Source organism: Leucobacter komagatae, assembly GCF_000834055.1.
Lineage (GTDB): Bacteria > Actinomycetota > Actinomycetes > Actinomycetales > Microbacteriaceae > Leucobacter > Leucobacter komagatae_A.
In genome coordinates, this window is sequence record NZ_JXSQ01000035.1 from 1 (window position 1) to 22,720 (window position 22,720).

Consider the following 22,720-nt stretch of genomic DNA (forward strand, 5'->3'; position numbering starts at 1 on the left):
TCCAGCGACTTCGTCGCGGGAACACAAGGGTGGTTTCGGTATGTGGCGAGGCTAGTCGTCGTAGGAGCGCGCACGCACCCACGGCATGGGGAGGAGCTCGTCGGGGCGGACAGCGGCCACGCGCCCGTCTCCGATGTCGACGAGTACGTTGAGGTCCTCGCCGAAGCGCGGTACCAGCTCACGGCACACCCCGCACGGGTTAATGACGTGGGGCACATCGTCAGGCCCGAGACCTACGGACACGACCCTGGTGATCGCCGCGTCGCCGCCGATCTTTGCGTTGGCGATGGCGGTGCTCTCCGCACACACTTTCACGCGTGGCGTCGCGAGGCTCACCCCAAGGTAGATGGCGCCGGATACCCCGCGCGCCGCGGCAGCCACGCGTACGGCTGCCGGATCGTGTACCCGTGTGAGGAGACTGGCTGCGGCTTCAATGAGCTCAGCGTCGGACTGGCTGATGTCGTGGATCATAACCCTGTGCCTTTCGGAAGAAGTGGTGCGTGTGGTGCGTGTGGTGTGACGCCGCCGCACAGCGAGGCCCCCGTGCGTTCGCGAGCGGTGAGCTCGTGCACGCACGGGGGCCAGGCGGGTCACATGATGGGCGTGGGGTGCCTGCTTAGGCGGGCGCACCCGCCGAGATCACCGCGGCAGTGAGTGCGTCTGCGACGCCCGCGGCGTCGATGTCGAGGAGCACGTCGACGTTGGGCACGCCCTGCCAACGGTCGGTCATCTGGACGACGGTCTGGCCGCGGGTGTGCGTGCCGTTGAGCTCCACGTCGACGCGCAGTTTACGCACCTCAAACCAGTCAGGGTTGAGCGCGTACGCCACGCAGGGCACGTCGTTGAGGTGCATGCCCTCGGTCTTCCACTCGGGCATTTCGACGCTGTCATCGTGGCGGTCGGGGTAGCCGATCATCTCACACAGTGCCCGGCCCATGGGCGACTCCGATTCCCAGAGCTTCGCGATGTGGGATGGAGAGAGCGAGAACTTGCGTGACACGTCGAGACCGACCTGTGTGAGCGGAGCGCCAGACTGGATGACAATCTCAGCTGCCTCTGGGTCGTTATAGATGTTTGCGCTCGCGACGGGAGTGACGTTGCCCCAGGTGAGTGCTGCGCCGCCCATGTAGATGATGCGCTTCACGGAGCTCGCAAACCGGGGCTCCAACTTGATCGCGAGGGCCACGTTTGTCAGGGGTGCGAGCGCCATGATGCTGATCTCACCCGGCGCCGACATCACCGCGTCGATCATGCGGAGCACTGCATCAGACGGCGCATCAGCCGAGGGGTTCGGGTCGGGGTACTCCCAGTAGCCCACCCCGCCCGGCCGGTGAATGTGTTCCGCATAGTTCGGCTCGCCGACGAGCGGGCGAGCCGCGCCCTCCCAGATGGGAAGCTCCGGGCGGCCTGCGATGTGCGCGATCTTGCGCGCGTTCGAGGTTGCCGTCTCGACGCGGACGTTCCCAAATACGGTCGTGAGCGCCTCGACCTTGAACGCGTCGGTCGAGAGGGCCCAAAAGAGCGCTCCTGCGTCATCGATTCCCGGGTCGGTGTCGATAATGAATCGTTCCATGTGTCTTTCGCTTTCTCTCTGCCCGCGGCGGGCATGAACGCCCCGTGGGGCTGATCGTGTGCTGGGTCGTTACTCGCCGACGAAGAGGCCGTTGCGGCGCTTTGCGAGGATGTAGAGCACGACGCTGATCGCGCACAGTGTCGCGATGTACACCGGGAACACCCACAGCAGGCCCTCGCTCTGCAGCCACAACAGCAGGTAGGACGCCGTGCCGCCGAAGAGGGCAACGCCGATGCCGTAGCCGAGACCAAGCCCGGTTCCGCGAATGTGCTGCGGGAGGAGCGAGTTCGCGACGACGACGAAGATGGTCATGTTCAGCAGGAGCACGAGAGCCCCGCCGAACATCACGCCGGCAAGAGTGCCAACGCCTGGCTGCGAGTAGAGCAGCGACAGGAAGATGGTCGGGATCGCCAAGACGCGTGCGACGACGAACCACTTCGACATGGGGAACCGGTCGAGCACGCGGCTCAGCAGGAATGCCCCAATGGTGAGGAAAACGCCCATGCCGGTCGTGATTGCGAATACGGCTGTCGGATCCTCACCGTAGAGTCCGTTCGCGAGGTTGGGAAGCCCGGCGATCCAGGTGTAGTTGTACGCCTGAATAGCCCCGACGATGAAGATCGTTGCGAGCACGCTGAGCCAGTACTTTCGAACATCTCGCCAGACGGAGTTGTGCTTGGTGGGAACGCCCCCGACGGTGCGGATTGCTTCGGTGTCGAGCGTCTCTGGCAGGGTGCGTCGCAGCCAAAGCACGATGAGGCCGAGCACGCCTCCGACGAGGAAGGGGATACGCCAGCCATAGGCTGCGAGCGCCTCCGGGCCAAGCAGTGCGCTGATGCAGAAGATTGAGAGCGGCGCGAGGAGGTTGCCAAGGTTGTTGAAGAACGCGAAGAAGCCCGCAACATAGCCTGGGCGACCGGGAACCAGTTCGATCGCGTACGCCGTTCCGAGTGGCGCTTCTACGCCAGCTGACAGGCCCTGAAGAAGGCGGGCGGCGACCACGATGATGGGTGCCGCAACCCCGATGGTTTCGTATCCGGGGAGGACGCCGATGATGAAGCTGCCTGTAGCCACTGCTGCGATCGCGAAAATCATGATCTTTCGACGGCCGAAGCGGTCCGCCACGAAGCCGAAGACCGCACCGCCGAGGGGGCGGGCCACGAATCCGACGGCGAAGACAGCGAGCGCGTTGAGCGTCGAGGCCACGGGGTTATCGGCAGGGAAGAAGGTCGCACCAAGATATACGGAGAGCAGTCCGAAGATTGCCCAGTCGTACCATTCGAGTGCGTGCCCCCAACTGAGCGCGCGGAGGTTTCGCCGTTCGAGCTGGCTTGGCTTCTTGGTGAGTGGAGGGGTTGCCGCCACTGCTTCTTGCGTGCTCATAGAGCTCCTTTGCTCGGCCCTCCAGTGCGGAGGAAGTCCATCAGCGTATGCCAATCGCCCGGGCGGGCAGCAGGCTGCGTATCACTATAGTATAGGCGTCGCTGTATTGATAGCGACCTCATCCCGAGGGGTGTCAGCGTGCCGGAATACTGCGAGTGCAGTTGTGATTGTGTCGTCGCTGGGTCGCTGCGGGGACTCTTGCGAGATGGCGCTCGGAGCGCGCTGGGGCGCCGCGGTGCTGCTCGCTTTACTGCCTGGTCCGCGCAGGACGCGGTTGCTCGTGCCGGCTGGCTACGTTACTTCGGTGCCTACCTGCGTCGGACCTGACAGCGCCATGACTGAGCGAACGAGCCAGGCTTCGTAGTCCCCCTGGCCCCAGCCTGCGTCGAGGACGAGCTGGTTGTAGCCCTCGGGTGACAAAATGAACGAGAGCGTGTCCGTGTGCGTCTGGCGTGCAATACCCGCCGAGGCAATGTCGCGGCTCATCAGCTCATCCACGAGTATGAGCATGTCCGAGCGGCGGCGCTGCTGCAGTTCGTGCAGTTTTGCTTCGAGTTCGGCGTCGGACGCGGCGGCGGAGATGAGCGTCGCCCACAGGCGGCTGCTGCGCCTGTGGGACTCGGCGACAAAGTGCATGATGCCCGCAAGGTAGCGGGTGTTGTCGGTATCCGCTGTGATCTCGGCAACGGGGCCGTGCGCTGCGAGGGAGCTGACGCCCTCCATGCCTGCAAAGCTCTTCTCGAAGGCCGCGAGGAGTAGATCGCGCTTCAAGCCACTCGCTTTCACGGTTTCGGGGGACACCCCAGCAAGCTCACCAATTTTCGCGAGTGATGTACCGCCGTAGCCGCGGGTCGCGAAGAGTTCGGCCGCGGCATCCAGAATGCGTGACCGGGTCTCGGCTGCTTGCTCGTCCCGCAACGGTGAGCGATACGCGCGCGTCGTACTCGTGTCGTCAGAAAGTGCAGACATTTCATCACCCTTATGGTTTAATGAAAACTTCATTAGGTGAAGTCTACCGGGCGAAACCTCAACATTTACCGAAAGGGCCTCCGTGTCCGCTGTTCTGCTCTGTAGCACCCCCGTTCACGGGCATGTGACTCCGCTGCTCGCCGTCGCTCGTCACCTGCACCAGAACGGGCATCGAGTGCGGTTCTTGTGCGGTGCGAAATATCGGTCCGCGATTGAAGCCACCGGGGCAGAATTCTTACCGCTCCCAGCAGACGCCGACTATGACGACACCGACATGGACGCTGCCTTCCCCGAGCGAGTCGGCCTCAAGGGACCCGCGGGGATCCGCTACGACATCTCGGTGATATTCCTGCGTCCGGCACTCAGCCAGCTCGCTGCGCTCAAGGCCGCTCTCGCAGCGGAGACAACGGACGCAGTGCTCGTTGAGCCGATGTTCATGGGCACGCTCGGTCTCGCGGGAACAACGCGGCTTGAGCGGCCTGCCCTCATCTCGCTGGGGATCATCCCGCTCGGACTCTCAAGCCCGGACACCGCCCCATACGGACTCGGGGTCACGCCGATGAAGGGGCCCATCGGACGCTTGCGCAACTCCCTACTGCGATTCTTCGCGCAGAAGGTCATTTTCGGCGGAGTGCAGAAAGAGGCAGCTCAGCTGTTCCTTGAGGCGACAGGTGAACCGCTTAAGGCGTTCTTCATGAGCGGTCAGGAGAACGCAGATGCGATTGTGCAGTTCTCGGTACCAGGGTTTGAGTACCCACGCGCAAATCTCCCCGCCAACGTTCACTTCGTCGGCCCCCTCTCACGCACCGTGCCCTCCTCAGGCGACCTGCCCGAGTGGTGGGGTGAGCTCGAAGGCAGTAAGCCCGTGGTGCACGTGAGCCAAGGCACCGTCGCAAACCGGGACTATTCGCAGCTCATTGAACCCGCTATCGCCGGGCTTGCTGACGAAGACGTGCTCGTCGTCGTGTCGACCGGAGGACGGCCTGTCGACACTTTGCCGTCGCCGCTTCCTGCGAACGTGCGCGTCGCGTCGTACCTCCCGCACGACAAGCTGCTGCCGCTGACTGACGTGTTCGTGAGCAACGGCGGTTACGGGGGAGTCCACTACGCACTCGAACACGGCGTTCCGCTCGTGGTCGCTGGAAAGACTGAGGACAAAACCGAGGTGACTGCCAGGGTCGGGTGGAGCGGGGTAGGGGTAAACCTCGCGACGAACGCACCGAAGGCAGAGCAGGTGCGACGGGCTGTCCGACGGGTGCTTGCTGACGACAGCTTCCGCGCGGCGAGTGCGCGTATCGGGCAGGAGATCACCGCGTCCTCCGGGCTTCGGGGCCTCGAAGACGTTATCGTCAGCGTTTCCACACCTGCCTCGTCGCAGTTGCCTGAGTCAGGGAGCGAAGAACCCACATCGGCGATCGGGGCCAACTGATCCACACGAGCGCGTGAGCGTCGTCCCGATCCCGCTACGAAACCGGGTGCGTACGCCAACTTCACACAGTTTGGCCGCGCTCGCCTGGGTGCCTCGAGCACCCCAAGAGTCGACGCGTGTGCAGGTAGCGATGAGATCTTGGGGGACGCTCGAGGTACGAGGAATGTAGCGTCGGGGAGTTTCCCGAAGAGATGACTCGGCCCAGGCGACAGTCACTCCGGGTGGAGCAGGCCCAGCGCGCCAACCTCACTGCACAAGCAATTCATTTCAACCAAGAGCGACATCAGTGTTTCCTGATCGGTGAATGCTGCGGAGGCATCAAACCGTCTTAGGAGGTCTTCGGAGGCCGCAATGGTGTGCCTGGCATGCGTGACTTTTTCGACGTGAGATTCACGTGTCACCGCAATTCGAAGTAGAAGCACGATCTCCTCGATGCCCGCCAACGCATCACGAAGATCATTGGCGAGTTCTTGGTCAACCCACCGAGGCAAGCGCGCGAGCGCGGCGGGCTCAGCCGTCACGGCGTGGACTGTCAAGGAAGCTGCATTGGGCGACATGGGAAACCTCCAGTTACTCGCTGCATTCGACTCTGACGAGAAGACGACCGGACCCCCGGTAGCCTGCAACTGATTCCAATGGTTGCAGCAACCTTGCTCTAGAACCGGGACGTAGGTACTCGCTGGGCCCTTTATCCGAGGAACTCTCCATCACGTAAGTAGGATTCGGCGGGGATTTGCTGGTGCCCAGATCCAGCGCGGCGATGCTTGCGGTCGCCGACGGTAGTCTCCAGTGCCCGCGCGCTGCAGGCGTGCCGCGAACATGGAGCCAGAGCGCTGCGCCTCACCTCAGCGCGGGGCAGCCGAGCCGGCCCGTTCCGCCCGGTGCGAGGCGCCGGACCAAAGGCAACTGGGTTACGCGCCCTGTGTTACGAGCTGAACCGCAAGCTCGGGGGTGGCGAGGCGGCCGCGGTCCGCGGGATGCTGGAGGAAGTAGTTGACGATCGCTGCAACGGCATCCGGGTCGGAACCGATCAGTCGCCGCGGGAGGACGTGGACCTCACCGGTAATGACATGCAGCGCGAGCTTCGAGCCGGTCCGCGTGCTCATTGCAGCGGCCCCGCCAAGATCATCCCAGTCGAGCACAATACTGCCCAGACCGCGAACCCCCTGCACTCCTTCTGGCGTGAGCTCGAGCCCCCGTGGAAGCCGCAGCGCCCACAACTGCTGCAGCAACAGCACGAGTCCCAGGATCCCAAGGACGTACACGGTTCTTCGCCCGAACCCGAGATCCGCAGCAGCTTCGCCGCGGAGCAGCGCCCACAGGGCAAGGATCGCGGGAAGCATGATGAGCGCGCCAGCGAGCGGATACAGTAGGTCGAGTAACGGCGCGTAGGAAAAACGGAGCGACCCCGAGGCGTTCTCGAACCGGACGACTCCGACGGCGACCGAAAGCTCCCACAATAGGAAAGCCACCCCCAGGCATCCGAGCGTCAACCCGAGCCCCAGAAGTTGCAGCCGATAGTTCAGGTTGTCTGTTTGGAGGGAGAGCATCAGCCCAACGAGCATGGCCGCCAGCAGCAACGCTGGGGCGAGATAGACCCGGCCGTTGCTCTCTCCCGGGCGCAGCGGAGTCTCCCCGACTCCAGGGAAATTGGCTCCGAGATCCTTACGAACCACGGTCATTGCTGCTCCGGTCAGGCTTCGGCATCAGCGGGAGAACACGTGCTGTCGACGTCGAGCACCGCATGCGGCTGCGCCGCGTCGATGTTGCCCGCTGGATACCAGGTAACCATCGCCTCAGCGATGTCGTCCTCCTCGTGCGTAGCCCACACCCGCCAGTACTCGGGAGACTCTGAGGACTCCATCCCTATGTCGCTCCAGCCCGCGGCGCTCAGCCAATTCGAAAACTCGTCGACGGTCGCCTCCAGATCCACTGGCATCTCCCACTCGCCCGTCGTGGACCAAGACCCGTAGAAGAGATAGTCGCCGTCTTGTCGCGTCGAAGTGTCAGGATTCGAGGCGTTGGCATCACACAACACAAGCAGGTTCCCCCCGGCAGCAGGGATCCAATCACCCGGCCAAACCTGCTGCTGCAGACTCTCAACAGACGCTGTGACGAGAGCATTGTGCGGGGAAGCGTTCGCTATGCGGTCCGGCGAGGCCGAGCCAGGTGCACCGTTCATTGTTGCGCACCCCGCCAGCAGTAGCGCGAGGGTGGGAACGGCGATGCAGAGACGTCGAGCCGCAGAGTTCATTTTTCGTTTCTCCATACTCAGACCCGGAATACGATCCAGTTGCCAAAAACCTTGAGTCCTCGTCGATAGTTTCGCGCACTTCGAGCGGAACTGCACCTTCAGCGGGCAAAACGCGTCGCTCGCATCACCCCTCAACGCTGCCCGATTGCTGGATGCCGAAGCTGTATCCTCCTACTTTCATCACGCAACGCAGGCGCTCGATCACAGGGAGCTGGAGAGCTGGCGGACCAGGCGGAGCCGCCGCCAACGGCTACACCCAGCAGCGTAGGTGTCAACCCAACCGACATCAGACCCGTCTCATTCAATCTCCAAACGTCTCACCAGCCACCCACTCGCGACCAAACGGTACTACCTGCCATCTAGATGCCGCGAGGTCGTGAAAGCTATAACGACCTGTCACTCGCATGGGATAACTTGCCGAGAAAGCACCCGAACGGGCACGTCATGATGGACCATAGACGCGGAACCGCGTTGAAAAAAGAGAGCAATCGAGGGCCTTGGTTCCATTTCGTAGAGGAACCTCACGGCATCTTTCGCTCCAGCAAGATCTTGCTGCTTCAGATGCTTCAAGGTCGGCCGGGCCCGAAAAAAAGTAAACCGCCCTCGGGCGCTGGAGAATGATTCTCCTCCAGTAGGCGCCATGCTCCGCAGACAAGGTCACGATGGTGCTGGGATCCCAGCGGGCGGTGGAGACATGAAAGATCGTCTTTAGATTTTCTTCGACGACGTAGTACTTCGCGACGAGTTGGCGTGCCGTCAGCAGAAAAGCTATGGATGCCGCGGTGCCTCCCGCCACTATCACCCACATCGCAGGGGCAAATAGAGCGGCAAAAACGGCAACAGCGATGCCCATGACAGACAGTCCGAGGCAACAATAAAACCCAAGCGAGCGGGCGCGGGTGTTCTGAATACTCCAGTCGTCCTGAGCAAAGACTCCACTACGGGGACTACTGGTTTTCTGAGGCGTCATATTTTCATTCTCGTGCAATTGATAGATGAAGATAGTCGATTCGAAACCTCTTCGGACACGAGTACCGGATTAGGCCCTCAGAAAATGCGAGGCTGGTGGGAATGCCGCAGAAGCGTAAATCTCTTTTCATCTCAAGCGAGGTAGCAGAGCCGTCAGGGAATATGTCAAGAGCATCTTCGGTGAAAAGCGCCCTTTCCTGAATCTTTGGTACTGCATAGCGAGTCTTCTAAGGCTTACTCACTTCATCCAGTGGCTGCTGGTCAAAACTGGGGTCTGTAGCGTGCACCTGTGCCAAGGCAGTCTCTTCGTGGACTCTGAGGGCCGCGAGAAGTACGTTCCGATCGATGGTCGATAGCGCCGTCAATTGGGTCTGAGGTTCGGACAGCCGCATCGTCCGCACCTGCCCAAACGTGGCTGCGTGGGTCAGTCTCCTTACTGCAGCCAGAACCTCCTCAGTGCTGCTGACCGCCGCCTGTGCCTCAGCCAGCTGCTCGAGCTTCTCGCTCATGTGTTCCTCCCCGTAAAACAGAAAAGTGGCCCGTCACAAGATCGACACCCTATTTGCAGGAGGGGCTAGTTGTGACGGGCCACTAGTTGTCCTGGGGAATAGTCTGCGCGCAATTTTCAGATTGCGCGACCGGGGCCGATGGATTGAGAGGGCTGCTTGGGGGCGCGACAGTCGCGGACGGTAGAGGCTGAAGCGGGAGCGCGGGGGACTCCGTGAGGGGGCGACGTGAATTGCCATCGTGTTTAAATCGTGTCCGAGGGGTATTTCTGCTCTCGCAAGGCAGGTCGCAGAGATGCGAAAAGGCCCCCAACTCCTGCGCATTCGCGCGGATGCTGGAAGCCTTCTCGGTAAATCACAAGTGCCCCCGGAGGGATTCGAACCCCCGACCTACGGTACCGGAAACCGGCGCTCTATCCCCTGAGCTACGGAGGCGAGCAAATGTAACTCCCCAAGCCTAGCGCACCAGAAGCCGACAACGAGACACGCGCCACGGCCGGGCGAGTAAAGCGTCGCGGGGCGAGCCAGGAAGCTGCTCAGGGGCCAGCAGGAAACGCGCCGTCACAGCACACGAGACGCGCAGCGAGGCGCCGAGCGTAGCGGGGTCAACCCGCCCGGCGCCTGCCGGTAGACTTAATGCTTGTGACGCCTCAAGAACTTGCACACGCACTTGCCCAGATTCTCGCCGCCAACTTCGCTGCCCGCGGGGGAGACGCCGCTGAGATTGCCGTGACCGAACAGGACACGCAGCTGGAGCGACCCAAGAACCGTGAGCACGGCGACTGGGCATCGAACATTGCGATGAAGTTCGCAAAGCGCATTGGCACGAACCCGCGCGAGCTCGCGCAGGAGCTCGTCGCCGAGATCGAGAAGATCGACGGTGTAGCCAAGGCCGAGATCGCGGGTCCCGGCTTCATGAACATCACCCTCGACGCCGCGAGCGCTGGCGAGACCGCACGCCGCGTCGTCGAGCAGGGCGCGAACTACGGCCGCAGCGACGTGCTCGCCGGCCAGCGCATCAACCTGGAGTTCGTGAGCGCGAACCCGACTGGGCCGCTGCACATGGGCCACACGCGCTGGGCCGCCCTCGGTGATTCGACGGCGCGCGTGCTGCGCGCATCGGGTGCCGAGGTGACGAACGAGTACTACATCAATGACGCCGGCTCCCAGATGAACAAGTTCGGCCGCTCGGTATTGGCCGCGGCCCTCGGCGAGGAAGCGCCGGAAGACGCATACCCGGGCGAGTACATTCAGACGCTCGGCGCGCAGATCCGCGAGCAGCTCCCGCAGCTGCCCGAGCTCGCCGCGAAGGATCGTGACGCGGCCGTCGAGGAGGCGCAGGAGCTCGGCTACCAGCTGCAGCTCGCGGAGATCAAGGACTCGCTCGAGCGTTTCAACGTGCACTTCGACGTCTACTTCTCGGAGCGCACGCTGCACGCGAAGGGCCCGAACGGCGAGCCGAGCCAGATCGAGCTCGCGGTGGATCGGCTGCGCGAGCAGGGCCACGTCTTCGAAGAGGACGACGCGATCTGGGTGCGCACGACTGACTTCGGCGACGACAAGGATCGCGTGTTCACGCGCGGCAACGGCATCTACACCTACTTCGCGGCTGACGCTGCCTACTATCTGTCGAAGATGGATCGCGGTTTCACGGAGAAGATCTACCTGCTCGGTGCGGATCACCACGGCTACATCGGTCGCCTCACCGCGATCGCCGGTGCCGCCGGTGACAACATCGAGACAGACATCACCGTGCTCATCGGACAGCTCGTGAACCTCAACGGCGCGAAGCTCTCGAAGCGTGCTGGCAACATCATCGAGCTCACCGACCTGCTTGAGTGGCTCGGCGCCGACGCGCTGCGCTACTGGCTTGCGCGCTACCCGGCGGATTCGCCGCTCGCGCTCGACGGCGAGAAGGTGCGCAGCCGCTCCAACGACAACCCCGTGTTTTACGTGCAGTATGCGCACGCACGCACGTGCGCGGTCGACAGGAACGCGGCGGCGGCGGGCATCACCCGTGAGGTCTTTGAGCCTGCGCTGCTTACGCACGAGACCGAGACGGACCTGCTCGGCAAGCTGCAGCAGTACCCCGGCATTGTTGCGGGTGCTGCCGAGCTGCGTGAGCCACACCGCATCGCCCGCTTCCTCGAGGAGTTCGCGGCCGTGTATCACCGCTGGTATGACAACTGCCGCGTGATCCCGCTCGGTGACGCACAGGTAGAGGATGTACACGGTACCCGCCTGTGGCTCAACGACGCCGCTGGCCAGGTGCTCCGCAACGGACTCGATCTCCTCGGCGTCTCCGCTCCAGAAAGGCTCTAACGCTATGCCCCGCTCGCTGAAAGTGATCATTGCTCTGGTCGTGTCGATCGGCGTGTTGGCGGGGCTTGGGGAGTGGGGTCTGCGCCTGCTGGTTCCTGGGATTGTTGAGACTCAGGTGCGCAGCAAGCTTGATCTGCCCAAGAGCCACCCGGTGGATGTTGAGCTCGGCGGTTCGGCGCTGTTGCACGCAATTAGGGGCGGTGTCGGAGACATCGAGGTCGACATCCCCGATGCTCCCGTGGTTGATGGCGTGACTGCGACTCTCACGTTCCGTGCTGATCAGGTGCCGTTTGCGGTGACTACGGGAGACATTGAGAACCCGACTGCTTCGATCTACGTGCCTGCGGCGAACCTGGGACCAGTCATTTCGATGCTTACGAGTGGGGTGGCTGACACTGGGAAGACGAGCGGGGGCGACCTCGTTGTTGGGCGCACGATTGATGCCCTCGGGTTTCAAGTTCCGATCGAGGCTACGCTGAAGCTCTCCGTCGAAGACGGGATGGTGCGGGTCGAGCCGACCGGTCTCTCCGCTGTCGGTTTCGACCTGTCTGCTGAGCAGCTCGCTGCCGCGACAGGCGGCCTGCTTGATCCGCTGCTGTCGTCGCGCGTGATGTGCGTGAGCGACAAGCTTCCCGCCGGTGTCACGCTTGAGCAGATCAGGGTGACAACGGGCGGGGCGAGCGTTGACGTGTCGCTGACGCCAGACTTTCTGTCGAACGCTGCTCAGCGGGCGCCCGGTACCTGCGAGTAAAGGGCGGTAGCGCCTGCGGCCCGCTTCAAGCTGACCGCAGGCACCTGGCGCCGGCTACTGCATCGTGTTGACGATGAGCCCGATATGGGTGAAGAAGTTCATCGCCCCGAAGAGCAGGAAGATGATCCCGGTTACCAGCCAGACAACGCCGACGAGCTTTGCGGTGCCTGACAGGGGCCGGGTTGAGGAGAATCCCCGGAGCGCGATCGGGAAGAGCGCAGCGCCGAGCCCGACGAACGCGAAGAGCAGCGACATGAAGATCGCTTCGATCATCGGGTAGTCCGCGACGATCCCTGAGATCGGTTCCTCCGCGGGAGCCGCGAACAGCTGGAACACGAGACCGGCGAGGGCGATGCCGAACAGGGCTAGGCCCATGCCGAGCACAAAGATCCCGAGTGGGCGAGCAGTAGCCGCGGCCTCGGCTGCGCGGTCCTCCGCTGCAACGATCTTGTCACCACGCTTCCAAAGGAACAGTGATGCGGCGAGAAGCAGCACGCCGAAGGCAAGGCTTGGCTCGCCGAAGACGATGTTATCGAACGGGAAGTAGGTGGCGAAGGGCCACTCGAGCGTCATGTGGAGCCCGGTTGCCGTGAGGATGAATCCGAGCACACCAGCTGTGAGGGCCCAGCCTTCTGCCCGGAAGTCTCTGTCGCGCACGAGCGCGCGTCCGAGCATGTACATGAAGATGAGCCCTGCCCCCGCTGCGACCGCCATGATCGTGTTGTAGGTGGGCATTTGGGTCCAGTCGATGACGAGGCCGGTGTCTCGGCCTTTGAAGAAGTCTTCAATGAAGCTACCCATGATCTGTGTCCTTTCAATGTCAACGCATCGAGTGTCATTGTTGCACCCGATCACGCCGACCGTACGGCCGAATATAACCCGTCACCAAGTTGTTGTATTCGCGTGCATGTATTTCCGGCGTGTCTGTGGGGGTCATATCCCTGCCGCACCCGCGCTGATTCGCACGGGCACCCCTCGCCCAATAGGGTGGCGAGTGACCCAGTTCGATGACGCACAAGGATCCACCATGCACCACGCCACACCAGCCGCGCCGAGCATCACAGACGCACACTTCTCGCCCGATGACGCACGGGCCCTCAACGCTGCGGTCGCGGCGAGAAGCTGTCCGCGGGCACCAGCGATGGTCGTGGCGTCGTTTGACGCGACAGGCGTTACGGCTTGGCACGGGGAGGGCGATCCCAGGATGGACGGCAGCGCGGTCACGCGGGAAACCGTTTTCCGCATTGCCTCGATGACGAAAAGCTTCCTCGCAGCGACGGCACTTGCGCTCGCGGAGGAAGGCCGGCTCGATCTTGGGGCCGACATCAGAACGTACCTTCCGAGCGTGCGACTGTGCATCGATGGTGAAGCCCAGGCCGTCACAGTCGGAGAGTTGCTCGCGAACCGATCGGGCCTTCCCGAGGATAACGCGTGGGGAGATCGGCAGCTCGACGCCGAGCGGGAAGCGGTGGCAGCGATGTGTGCGGCTGGAATTGCGCTCACGGAAACTCCCGGAGTTCGGTACCAGTATTCCAATCTGGGAATGTCCCTCGTTGGGAGGGCAATCGAAGCGGTGAGCGGCAAGCGGATCGAAGCGGAGATCCGCGACCGGTTCATCGACCCGCTCGGCCTGACAGGGACTCGCTTCACCGTCGATGAGTATCCGCACGGAACCGACATTGCTCACGGGTTCCGGAGCTTTGACGCGGGTGAAACCTTTGTCCCCGAACCGTTCATCGGCTCGGGGGCGCTCGCGTGTATCGGCGGACTGTTCAGCACGGTTGACGACGTCGCCAGCTGGGCGTGGTTCCTCGCCTCGGGCTTCGCGGACTCTCCCGTGCGCCCAGACCTGCTCTCAGCCCGGAGCAGACGCGAGATGCAGCGAGCGCACACCCCGATGGCTGCGCCGGTTGCGACAGGCGACCGGGACTGCGCGAGCCTCGCCTACGCCCTCGGACTGTTCGTCGCGGAGGACAGGCGATTTGGGCGCGTCGCAGACCACTCCGGTGGCCTCCCCGGCTTTACCTCCAACATGCGGTGGCACGTTGAAAGCGGCAGGGGTACGGTGGCGTTCGGCAACTCAGACGTGTTCCGGGCAGATGCCCTCGCGACGGCGGCCCACGCTCGCGTGCTCGAGTTCTCCGATGTGCCATCAACCACCGTGCTGCCGTGGCCCGAGTGCGTGACAGCTGCGGAACGCTTTGACGGGCTCCTTCGTGACGGAGCGCCGCTCACCGGTGCTGCGGATATTTCCGCCGCGAACCTCCTCGCCGACTTCCCTGACGAAGCCCGCACTAGCCGCTTCGCGGACTTGCTGGCCCAAGCCGGTGGCCCCGTTGCGCAGCGGTCGTTTGCCGAGCGAACGATCGGCGCGACCGATGCCGGGCACCTCCGTTGGCGCATTGACTGCGCGCGCGGATCGCTCGTGTGTGATCTGCGCATGGTTGGGCTGACGGTTCCGCTCGTCCAGAGCCTCCAGGTCTCGCTCGCAGGCCCGAGCGGGCTGAAGCCGGAAATCGAGGCGCCCTGCATGTTTGACAGGGCAGTCCTCGCGCCACCGCGCAACGCATCGGTGTAGCCACGGCTCAGTTAGTCGACAGTTCAGGGTTCGGTCGCTCCGCGACGTAACATCCGCATTTGGGTACAGCCCGTCTATTAAGATGGAGAGGTTCGTTCGGAGGAGTATTCCGTTCGCGCGGCTTCAGGGGCCAAGCCGGGTCCGCTCGCCAGAGATTGCACGATTGCAATCGTCCGAGCGCCCGAGCGTCCATGCGACACCCACCCCGAGCCGAGGAGCGTCCGATGACCGAACACCGAACCCCTGATGTGAACGCGATCGACGACCGTGTGTTTCCGCGCGGCGCCCGCAGGGGGAGCGAGTGCGGGGTCCTCAAGATTGGCGGAGTCAGGGCCACAGAGCTGACAGAGCAGTTCGGTTCGCCGCTCTATGTGGTTGACGAAGAAGCTACCCGCGCAACCGCTCGTGAGATTCGTGATGCGCTGCGCGGTGAGGCCCAGCGTGTTGGAACCGACGCGACCGTCTACTACGCGAGCAAAGCATTTCTCAGCGTTGAAACCGCGAAATGGATGGTCGAAGAGGGCCTCGCCATTGACGTCGCAAGCGGCGGTGAGCTGCTCGTTGCGCTCGCGGCCGGAGTTGATCCGCGGCTGATCGGTTTCCACGGCAATAACAAGTCGGAGGCCGAGATTGCACGCGCTGTCGAGGCCGGGGTCGGTACCATCATCATCGACAGCGTCATCGAAGTTGCGCGGATCGCAGCCGCGACCGCGGCTGCAGGGAAGCGCCAGCGAGTGCGACTGCGCGTCAACAGCGGCGTGCACGCCTCGACCCACGACTACCTTGCGACTGCGCACGAAGATCAGAAATTCGGCATGCCACTGAGCGATGCGCCAGCGCTCGTGCGAGAAATTGTGTCGCACGAGGGCCTCGAGTTCGTGGGGCTCCACTGCCACATCGGGTCACAGATCTTCGCAACAGAGGGATTCCGTGAGTCAGCGAGACGGCTGCTTGGCAGCTACGTCGAGCTCTCCGAAATCACTGGAACGCAGATTCCCGAGCTCAACCTGGGTGGCGGGTTCGGTATCGCCTACACGCCAGCGCAGGCTGGTGAGGCTCCGCGCATCGCGGATATCGCTCGCGAACTCGCGGATATCGTCGCCGCAGCATCGGTCGAGGCGGGCATCGAACTGCCACACCTCGCGTTCGAACCCGGCAGATCAGTGGTCGGGCAGTCGGGCGTGACGCTCTATACGGTCGGAACGACGAAGCGCGTCGACCTGACCGGAACAGGGGCCACAGATCCGGCAGACCTCGGATACACCGAGCGGCTCTATGTGAGCGTGGACGGTGGGATGAGTGACAATGCGCGACCAGCGCTCTACGAATCCGACTACCACGTGCGGATCGCAAACCGCGAAAGCAGCGAAGGCCCGGCACTCGTGCGCGTGGTTGGCAAGCACTGTGAATCCGGGGACATCGTGGTGATTCGCGACGAACTTCCCGCTGACGTGCAGCCTGGTGACACCCTCGCGGTCGCATCGACTGGCGCCTACTGCTGGGCGCTGTCGAGCAACTACAACTTTGTGCCGCGGCCCCCGGTTATCGCCGTCCGCGACGGCGAGGCGCGCATGATCGTGCGTGGCCAGACTGAGACGGAACTCCTCGAGCAGAGCATCGTCGCGTAGTCGCTGCGCGAATCAAGAACTTCAGAACGAGAAACGGAGAACACCGGGTGAATGCGTATCGAGACCTTCGGGTCGCACTGCTGGGTTGTGGATCGGTCGGCGCTCAGGTGGCCAGACTCATCCTCGAAAACAGTGATGAACTAGCTGCCCGAATCGGTGCGCGCCTCACACTCGACGGGATCGCTGTGCGCTCGATCGATGCTGAGCGCGACGTCGAGCTGCCAAAGGAACTCTTTACGACCGACGCCGAGCGCCTCGTTCAGGGCGCCGACATTGTCATCGAGCTCATGGGCGGTATCGAGCCAGCTCGCTCGCTCATTCTGCTCGCGCTCGGCGGTGGGGCAGACGTCGTCACCGCGAACAAGGCCCTCATCGCCGCTCACGGCCGCGAGCTCTCGGACGCCGCTGATCAGGTTGGCGCGCAATTGCTCTACGAAGCGTCCGTCGCTGCTGCTATCCCGATTCTCAGGCCGCTCCGTGAGAGCCTCGCCGGTGACCACATCACCCGCGTCATGGGCATCGTGAATGGCTCGACGAACTACATTCTTGACCGGATGGACCGCTTCGGGGAGTCGGCAGAGGACGCGATGAAACTCGCGAGCGACCTTGGCTTCCTTGAGGCCGATCCAACGCTTGACGTAGAAGGGTTCGACGCCGCGCAGAAGGCGACGATCCTCGCGAGCATCGCCTTCCACACTGACGTCCCGGAGAGCGCGGTTTACCGTGAGGGAATCACCGAGGTCACCCTTGACCAGATCACCGCAGCGCGGCACGCTGGATTTGTGATCAAGCTCCTCGCCGTTGCCGAACGCCTCACGTCTGTTGAGGGGACCGACGGCGTATCCGTTCGGGTCTACCCGGCCCTCATCCCTCGCGAGCATCCGCTTGCCGCGGTGTACGAGGGGAAGAACGCCGTCTTCGTCGAGGCCGAAGCCGCCGGCGAGCTCATGTTCTACGGCGCAGGCGCCGGAGGAAACGAGACGGCATCTGCCGTGCTCGGCGACCTGGTTTCGGCCGCCCGTCGACACGTCGTCGGAGGGCCTGGAATTCCCGGCTCGACACACGCGGAGTTCCCTGTGTTGCCCGTCGGCGAGGTCATGACCGCGTACCAGGTGATGCTCGAAGTGCGCGACGAGCCCGGTGTGCTCGCGCGGATCGCTGGGATCCTCGCGGCTCACGGCGTCTCAGCGGCGAGCGTCGAACAAAACATCTCAGACGAGGGTCGTGCGACACTCGTGATTGGCACGCACACCGCGCGTGAGGCTGACCTTGCCGCGACGGTCGTAACGCTCCGAGGCGACGATGCGGTGACACAGGTGACGAGCGTGCTCCGCCGGGAGGGGCGCGCATGAGCCGCGTGGAGCGTGCACTGAAAGTCCACGTCCCCGCGACGAGCGCAAACCTCGGCCCAGGGTTTGACACGCTTGGCATTGCGCTCGCTTACGGTGACGAGCTCACCGTGGTCACCAGGCCAGAGCCAGGCGCCACCGTCACCGTAATCGGCGTCGGTGATGGCGAGGTTGACACCGACGAGCGAAATCTCGTAGTGCGCTCTGCAGCATTTGTGTTCGAGCGCCTCGGGCGTGAGATGCCCGGCATGAACATCGAAGCCCGAAACCGCATTCCCCACGGCCGGGGCATGGGCTCGTCTGGCTCCGCGATTGTCGCGGGAGTCATCATCGCGGCAGGCCTACTCGCGGCAGACCCCGAGCATCCCATCGAGCTCGACGAGGCGCAGATTTTTGCGTTCGCAACCGAACTCGAAGGCCACCCAGACAACGTCGCGCCAGCGCTCTTCGGGGGGCTCACAATCGCTTGGACGAACGAGGAGGGGCCGCGGTTCAAGCGTCTTCTCGTGCACCGCGGGGTCGCCCCGCTCGTGCTCGTTCCCACGTTCACTATGTCGACGGAGCATGCTCGTGGCCTGCAGCCAAAGCAGGTGCCACACGAGGATGCAGTGTTCAACGTGTCACGCTCAGCGCTGCTTATCGCCGCGCTCACCCAGAGCCCCGAGCTGATGCTCGAAGCGACCGAGGACCGGCTGCATCAGAACTATCGCGGCGCGGCGATGCCCGCGACGCGAGATCTCATCGGCTCGCTCAGAGCACACGGTCACGCGGCCGTCGTCTCCGGTGCGGGACCATCGATTCTTGTACTCTCCAATGGGCCCGCTGAGCGACTAGCTGCTGCGGATCTCGTTGAGCAAATCGCCCCAGAATGGCGGGTGCTCACACTGGCTGTTGACATCAAGGGTGCTACAGTAGAACAGATCCCGGTTGAATCCGCGTTCTCTTCGCGGGTATGACACTGCTTCTTGTGTCCCGGATCGCTTTCCCAGCCGGGGAATTTACCCCCGAGCTTCCCGCACGTTTGTGCAGGTTTGTTGCCTGAGGGCGCAAACCCGATAGATTCCGGAAGGAATACACGTGGAAACTAACCTCGAAGACCAGACTCCCGCGGCAGAAACCGCAGAGACAGCACCGGTTCGACGCCGCGCCTCGCGCCGCGTTTCGGCAGCGGCAGGCGCTGCAGCCGACGTCGCAGCCGACGTCGCCGTCGCAGCACCGGAAGCCACAAGCGAGCCGGCTGCCCCAGCCGAGGCTGCTGCCACTGCCGAGGCTGCTGCCCCTGCTGAGGCCGCTGCCCCAGAAAAGGCTGCGCCGAAGCGCGCAACGCGCTCACGCAAGAAGGCTGAGCCGGCTGCTGCAGAAACGGTAACTGACGCGAAGGCAGACGCCGCCGCCGAGGCGCCGAAGGCCGCGGCAGATTCGGCAGCGGATGCTGCCGACGCCACAGCAGAGAAGGCCGCTGAGGCGCCGAAGAAGCGCGCGACTCGCTCGCGCAAGGCAGCAGCCGAGCCAGCAGCAGCTGAACCAGCCGCAGCTGAGCCCGCCGCGGAGGCAACGCAAGCAGCGCAGGCAACTGACGCAGCTACCGAAGCCCCCGCAGCCGAAACCGCTCCCGAGTCGCAGGCAACGGAGGACGCAGACGCACAGCCAGCACGCCGCTCGCGTCGCCGCGCCAACCAGACGACTGAATCGACCGATGCTGACGCAAAGACGCAGCCGGAAGAGTCCAAGTCGCGCGGCCGTGGCGGCAACCAGAACGGCGCGAAGACCGACTCCGCGAAGAGCGACTCCGCAAAGGGCGATTCCGCGAAGGGCGAGTCCGCGAAGACGGACTCAGGCAAGGCAGACAACGACAAGCAGTCGCAGGGCGACAAGCAGTCGCAGGGCGAGCGCAACGACGCAGGCAAGCAGGAGAGTGGCACGCGTTCGAGCCGCACGCGTCAGCGTGACCGGAAGCGTCGCGGCGGTGACGATCTTGAGCCCGAAATTGCCGAGGACGACGTCTTGCTGCCAGTGGCAGGCATCCTCGATGTCCTCGACAACTACGCCTTTGTCCGCACCAGCGGTTATCTCCCCGGTGTCTCCGACGTCTACGTCGCGCTCGGTCAGGTCAAGAAGTACAGCCTGCGCCGCGGCGACGCAATCGTTGGAGCGATCCGCCAGCCGCGCGAGGGCGACAGCGGTGGCCGACAGAAGTACAACGCGATCGTGAAGATCGATGCCGTCAACGGCAAGCCTGTTGAGGAAGCGGAGAAGCGCTCCGAGGTTACCGAGATGACCGCGATCTTCCCCGAACAGCCGCTCCGTTTCGGCACGGGCGACGCGGACAGCGTTGGGGCGAAGATCGACGCACACGCGCCGATGGGTCTTGGCCAGCGCGCAATCGTAGCGCTGCCAGCGACGATTCCCGCGACCGGTGTGCTCTCGCAGCTCGCCGCAGCGGTCACAGCAAACGCGCCGGAGGCGCACCTGCTGCTCGTGCTGACCAACGCGCGGCCGGAAGAGGTAACGCACCTCGAGCGCACCGTCAGCGGCGAGGTCATCGCCGCTTCCTTCGACCGTGCAGCGGAAGACCAGACCACGGTCGCCGAACTCGCGATTGATCGCGCAAGCCGACTGGTTGAGCTCGGGCACGACGTAGTTGTGCTGCTCGATTCGCTCACCGATCTCGCGCACGCCTACCTGCAGAACCAGCAGGGCGCACGTACGTCCCCCGAGGCAGTACAGGCACACGCTGTGGCACAGGCGAAGCGTCTGCTCGGATCAGCACGGAACCTCGAAAACGGTGGCTCGCTCACGCTCCTCGCGACCGCACGCACGCACACCGGCGTCGCGAGCGACAAGGACCTCCTGCGTGAACTCACCCCGGCAGCGAACAGCTTTGTGAAGATCTCGGGTAGCCGCACGGCGCCAGAGGTCAACGCAGAGAAGTCGTACACCATCTCGTTCTAAGGCAAGAAGAAGAGTGTTTGAGCAGGTAGAAGGGCTCCTCGCGGAGCACCTCCGATTGCAGGATGATCTCGCTGACCCCGCGCTGCACGCAGATGCCGCGCGGGCGAAGCGGGTGAACCGTCGCTACGCGGAGCTGAGCAAGATTAAGGTCGCCTACGAGCACTGGGTGCAGGTCGGCGACGACCTCGAGGCGGCGCGCGAGCTCGCAAAGGAAGATGAAGCCTTTGCGGAGGAAGTGCCCGAGCTCGAAACACAGCTCGCAGAATCACAGGAGAAGGTTCGCCGTCTCCTCATTCCGCGCGATCCAGACGACGCACGCGACGTGATCCTCGAGGTTAAGGGTGGCGAAGGCGGCGCCGAATCGGCGCTGTTCGGCGCAGACCTGCTCCGGATGTATATGCACTATGCGGAGTCAAAGGGGTGGAAGACCGAGATCCTCGAGAAAGACGAGAGCGACCTCGGCGGCTACAAGAACGTGCAGATTGCGATCAAGGCGAACGCGAGCGATCCGTCGCAGGGCGCCTGGGCTCACCTGAAGTACGAGGGCGGAGTGCACCGCGTACAGCGCGTACCCGTGACGGAGTCGCAGGGCAGGATCCACACGTCCACAACGGGCGTGCTTGTCTACCCGGAGCCCGACGAGGCTGAGGAAGTGCAGATCAGCCAGAACGACCTCAAGATCGACGTGTATCGTTCGAGTGGCCCCGGCGGACAGTCGGTCAACACGACCGACTCTGCGGTGCGCATCACGCACCTCCCGACCGGGATCGTCGTCGCGATGCAGAACGAGAAATCGCAGCTGCAGAACCGCGAAGCCGGCATGCGCGTGCTCCGCGCGCGTCTGCTTGCGCGGCTCGCTGAGGAAGCGGCGGCCGAGGCGAGCGCGTACCGTTCGAGCCAGATCCGCACGATGGATCGCTCGGAGCGCATTCGCACGTACAACTTCCCGGAGAACCGCATCGCCGATCACCGCACCGGGTACAAGGCCTACAACCTTGACCACGTGATGAATGGTGCGATGGATGCAATCATCGAGTCATGCATTCGAATGGATGAGGAGGAGCGCCTGAAGGCGCTCGGGCAGTAGCCCACTTCGCGCAAGCCCTGGTGGGTTGCGGTGTATAGCACTGCAACCCACCAGGGCTTTGTGCATGGCGAACGGGATTCCAACCGCAGTACGCTGTGTTGCATGACTACTTCTGTACTCCCTGCTGCGCCTATTGCCGGCCCGCTCGTCTCACTCCGCGCCCCCGGCGCAGATGACCTCGAGCCACTGTTCGAGATCCTGCAGGAGCCGGAGGTCGCTCTCTGGTGGGTCGGGTACACCCGCGAGCGCGTGCAGGATGAGTTCATCGAGGCGCCGGAGACGACGCGGATCATCGAGGTCGAGGGGGAGTGCGCAGGTGCGCTCTACGTGCTGCGCGGGGAGGATCCGGAGTACCCGACAACCGTGATGCACCTGTTCCTCGGCACGCGGTTCAGGGGGCGTCGGATCGGTGAGGAGACGCTCGCGCTCGCGATCCGCCACGAGTTCGCTCACGGGATCTCCCGGGTCACCCTCGACCCGAACGAGAACAACGATGGCGCGATCCGCAGCTACGAACGTCTCGGCTTCAAACGCATCGGTGTGCTTCGTGATTACCAGGTGCGGCCTGGCGGGGCGCTTGAGGGTGCGATGTTCCTTGACCTCACGAAGCGTGACTTCCCAGACGGGCCGCCGATGCCGCCGCGCCCATAGGGATGGCTGTAATTCCGGGCGGTGTTTGGTCGCCCTCGTTGGCGTGTGATCCGGTGCCAGCCGACGGCGCTAGAAGTAAACACCTGTCGCCGTTTGTCTCCTCCGAATAACAATTGTTGAATAACGCACGTTTGCTTTCTCTTTCGGGCTAGTGTCGATTTCACTCTGGCCGCCCCACAAGGGCGCGCCACACGTCGATACTGACCAACAGGAACGAGAGACTCATGGCGAAACGAAACTTGGGACTCGGTACGGTTGCGCTGCTTTCTGCCGTATCGCTGACGCTCGCGGGCTGCTCAGCCGAAAATGACGGGGGGGG

20 protein-coding genes and 1 tRNA gene are annotated in these 22,720 nt (G+C 63.6%); 10 read left to right on the top strand and 11 right to left on the bottom strand.

Features of this window, described 5'->3' with window-relative positions:
* Positions 1-51 precede the first annotated feature (51 nt).
* From SD72_RS17155 to SD72_RS15180, 4 genes are all read right to left on the bottom strand, one after another.
* Complete coding sequence (locus SD72_RS17155; RefSeq protein ID WP_052492751.1) at positions 52-471, bottom strand: cytidine deaminase; 420 nt, start codon at positions 469-471, stop codon at positions 52-54.
* Positions 472-616: 145 nt separating this feature from the next.
* Entirely contained in the window at positions 617-1,573 is a 957-nt protein-coding gene (locus tag SD72_RS15170) for a nucleoside hydrolase (RefSeq protein WP_052492752.1), read from the bottom strand.
* Positions 1,574-1,642: 69 nt separating this feature from the next.
* Positions 1,643-2,956: an MFS transporter gene (locus SD72_RS15175; RefSeq protein WP_052492753.1), complete on the bottom strand. Its 1,314-nt coding sequence runs from the start codon at positions 2,954-2,956 to the stop codon at positions 1,643-1,645.
* Positions 2,957-3,247: 291 nt separating this feature from the next.
* Positions 3,248-3,925 (bottom strand): TetR/AcrR family transcriptional regulator, encoded by a 678-nt coding sequence (locus SD72_RS15180; RefSeq protein ID WP_042545315.1) that lies wholly within the window; start codon positions 3,923-3,925, stop codon positions 3,248-3,250.
* Between the two features lie 82 nt (positions 3,926-4,007).
* Between SD72_RS15180 and SD72_RS15185 the strand changes: the two genes are divergently transcribed.
* On the top strand, positions 4,008-5,354 hold the full coding sequence (locus SD72_RS15185) for a glycosyltransferase (protein WP_042545316.1): 1,347 nt from the start codon (positions 4,008-4,010) through the stop codon (positions 5,352-5,354).
* Positions 5,355-5,566: 212 nt separating this feature from the next.
* Here SD72_RS15185 and SD72_RS15190 read toward each other — a convergent pair whose 3' ends face one another.
* From SD72_RS15190 to SD72_RS15210, 6 genes are all read right to left on the bottom strand, one after another.
* The gene (locus SD72_RS15190) at positions 5,567-5,911 is read right to left on the bottom strand and encodes a hypothetical protein (protein WP_042545317.1); all 345 of its coding nucleotides are present in this window, start codon (positions 5,909-5,911) and stop codon (positions 5,567-5,569) included.
* Between the two features lie 354 nt (positions 5,912-6,265).
* Positions 6,266-7,036, bottom strand: a complete 771-nt coding sequence (locus SD72_RS15195) for a PH domain-containing protein (protein ID WP_042545318.1) — start codon at positions 7,034-7,036, stop codon at positions 6,266-6,268.
* An 11-nt stretch (positions 7,037-7,047) separates the two neighbouring features.
* The gene (locus SD72_RS15200; protein WP_042545319.1) at positions 7,048-7,608 is read right to left on the bottom strand and encodes a hypothetical protein; all 561 of its coding nucleotides are present in this window, start codon (positions 7,606-7,608) and stop codon (positions 7,048-7,050) included.
* A gap of 442 nt (positions 7,609-8,050) precedes the next feature.
* Positions 8,051-8,578 (bottom strand): hypothetical protein, encoded by a 528-nt coding sequence (locus SD72_RS17820; RefSeq protein ID WP_157000624.1) that lies wholly within the window; start codon positions 8,576-8,578, stop codon positions 8,051-8,053.
* 226 nt (positions 8,579-8,804) lie between these two features.
* The gene (locus SD72_RS15205; protein ID WP_042545320.1) at positions 8,805-9,086 is read right to left on the bottom strand and encodes a hypothetical protein; all 282 of its coding nucleotides are present in this window, start codon (positions 9,084-9,086) and stop codon (positions 8,805-8,807) included.
* A 359-nt stretch (positions 9,087-9,445) separates the two neighbouring features.
* A tRNA-Arg gene (locus SD72_RS15210) sits at positions 9,446-9,518 on the bottom strand.
* Positions 9,519-9,725: 207 nt separating this feature from the next.
* Between SD72_RS15210 and argS the strand changes: the two genes are divergently transcribed.
* Both argS and SD72_RS15220 read left to right on the top strand, forming a co-directional pair.
* Positions 9,726-11,405: an arginine--tRNA ligase gene (argS, locus tag SD72_RS15215; protein WP_042545332.1), complete on the top strand. Its 1,680-nt coding sequence runs from the start codon at positions 9,726-9,728 to the stop codon at positions 11,403-11,405.
* A gap of 4 nt (positions 11,406-11,409) precedes the next feature.
* Complete coding sequence (locus tag SD72_RS15220) at positions 11,410-12,156, top strand: LmeA family phospholipid-binding protein (RefSeq protein WP_042545321.1); 747 nt, start codon at positions 11,410-11,412, stop codon at positions 12,154-12,156.
* 54 nt (positions 12,157-12,210) lie between these two features.
* On the opposite strand, the gene SD72_RS15225 is transcribed toward SD72_RS15220, so the two are convergent.
* Complete coding sequence (locus SD72_RS15225; protein WP_042545322.1) at positions 12,211-12,957, bottom strand: DUF981 domain-containing protein; 747 nt, start codon at positions 12,955-12,957, stop codon at positions 12,211-12,213.
* A 226-nt stretch (positions 12,958-13,183) separates the two neighbouring features.
* Between SD72_RS15225 and SD72_RS15230 the strand changes: the two genes are divergently transcribed.
* The 7 genes from SD72_RS15230 (at position 13,184) to SD72_RS15260 (ending at position 22,401) form a co-directional block, all read left to right on the top strand.
* Complete coding sequence (locus SD72_RS15230; protein WP_084767269.1) at positions 13,184-14,734, top strand: serine hydrolase domain-containing protein; 1,551 nt, start codon at positions 13,184-13,186, stop codon at positions 14,732-14,734.
* A gap of 224 nt (positions 14,735-14,958) precedes the next feature.
* Complete coding sequence (lysA, locus tag SD72_RS15235; protein ID WP_042545323.1) at positions 14,959-16,362, top strand: diaminopimelate decarboxylase; 1,404 nt, start codon at positions 14,959-14,961, stop codon at positions 16,360-16,362.
* Positions 16,363-16,409: 47 nt separating this feature from the next.
* On the top strand, positions 16,410-17,714 hold the full coding sequence (locus SD72_RS15240; RefSeq protein WP_042545324.1) for a homoserine dehydrogenase: 1,305 nt from the start codon (positions 16,410-16,412) through the stop codon (positions 17,712-17,714).
* The gene (gene thrB / locus SD72_RS15245; protein WP_042545325.1) at positions 17,711-18,667 is read left to right on the top strand and encodes a homoserine kinase; all 957 of its coding nucleotides are present in this window, start codon (positions 17,711-17,713) and stop codon (positions 18,665-18,667) included. Before SD72_RS15240 ends, thrB begins: the two co-directional genes overlap by 4 nt.
* 121 nt (positions 18,668-18,788) lie before the next feature.
* Positions 18,789-20,663, top strand: a complete 1,875-nt coding sequence (locus tag SD72_RS15250) for a hypothetical protein (RefSeq protein WP_042545326.1) — start codon at positions 18,789-18,791, stop codon at positions 20,661-20,663.
* A 13-nt stretch (positions 20,664-20,676) separates the two neighbouring features.
* Positions 20,677-21,750: a peptide chain release factor 1 gene (prfA, locus tag SD72_RS15255; RefSeq protein ID WP_042545327.1), complete on the top strand. Its 1,074-nt coding sequence runs from the start codon at positions 20,677-20,679 to the stop codon at positions 21,748-21,750.
* 102 nt (positions 21,751-21,852) lie between these two features.
* Positions 21,853-22,401: a GNAT family N-acetyltransferase gene (locus SD72_RS15260; RefSeq protein WP_042545328.1), complete on the top strand. Its 549-nt coding sequence runs from the start codon at positions 21,853-21,855 to the stop codon at positions 22,399-22,401.
* Positions 22,402-22,720 lie beyond the last annotated feature (319 nt).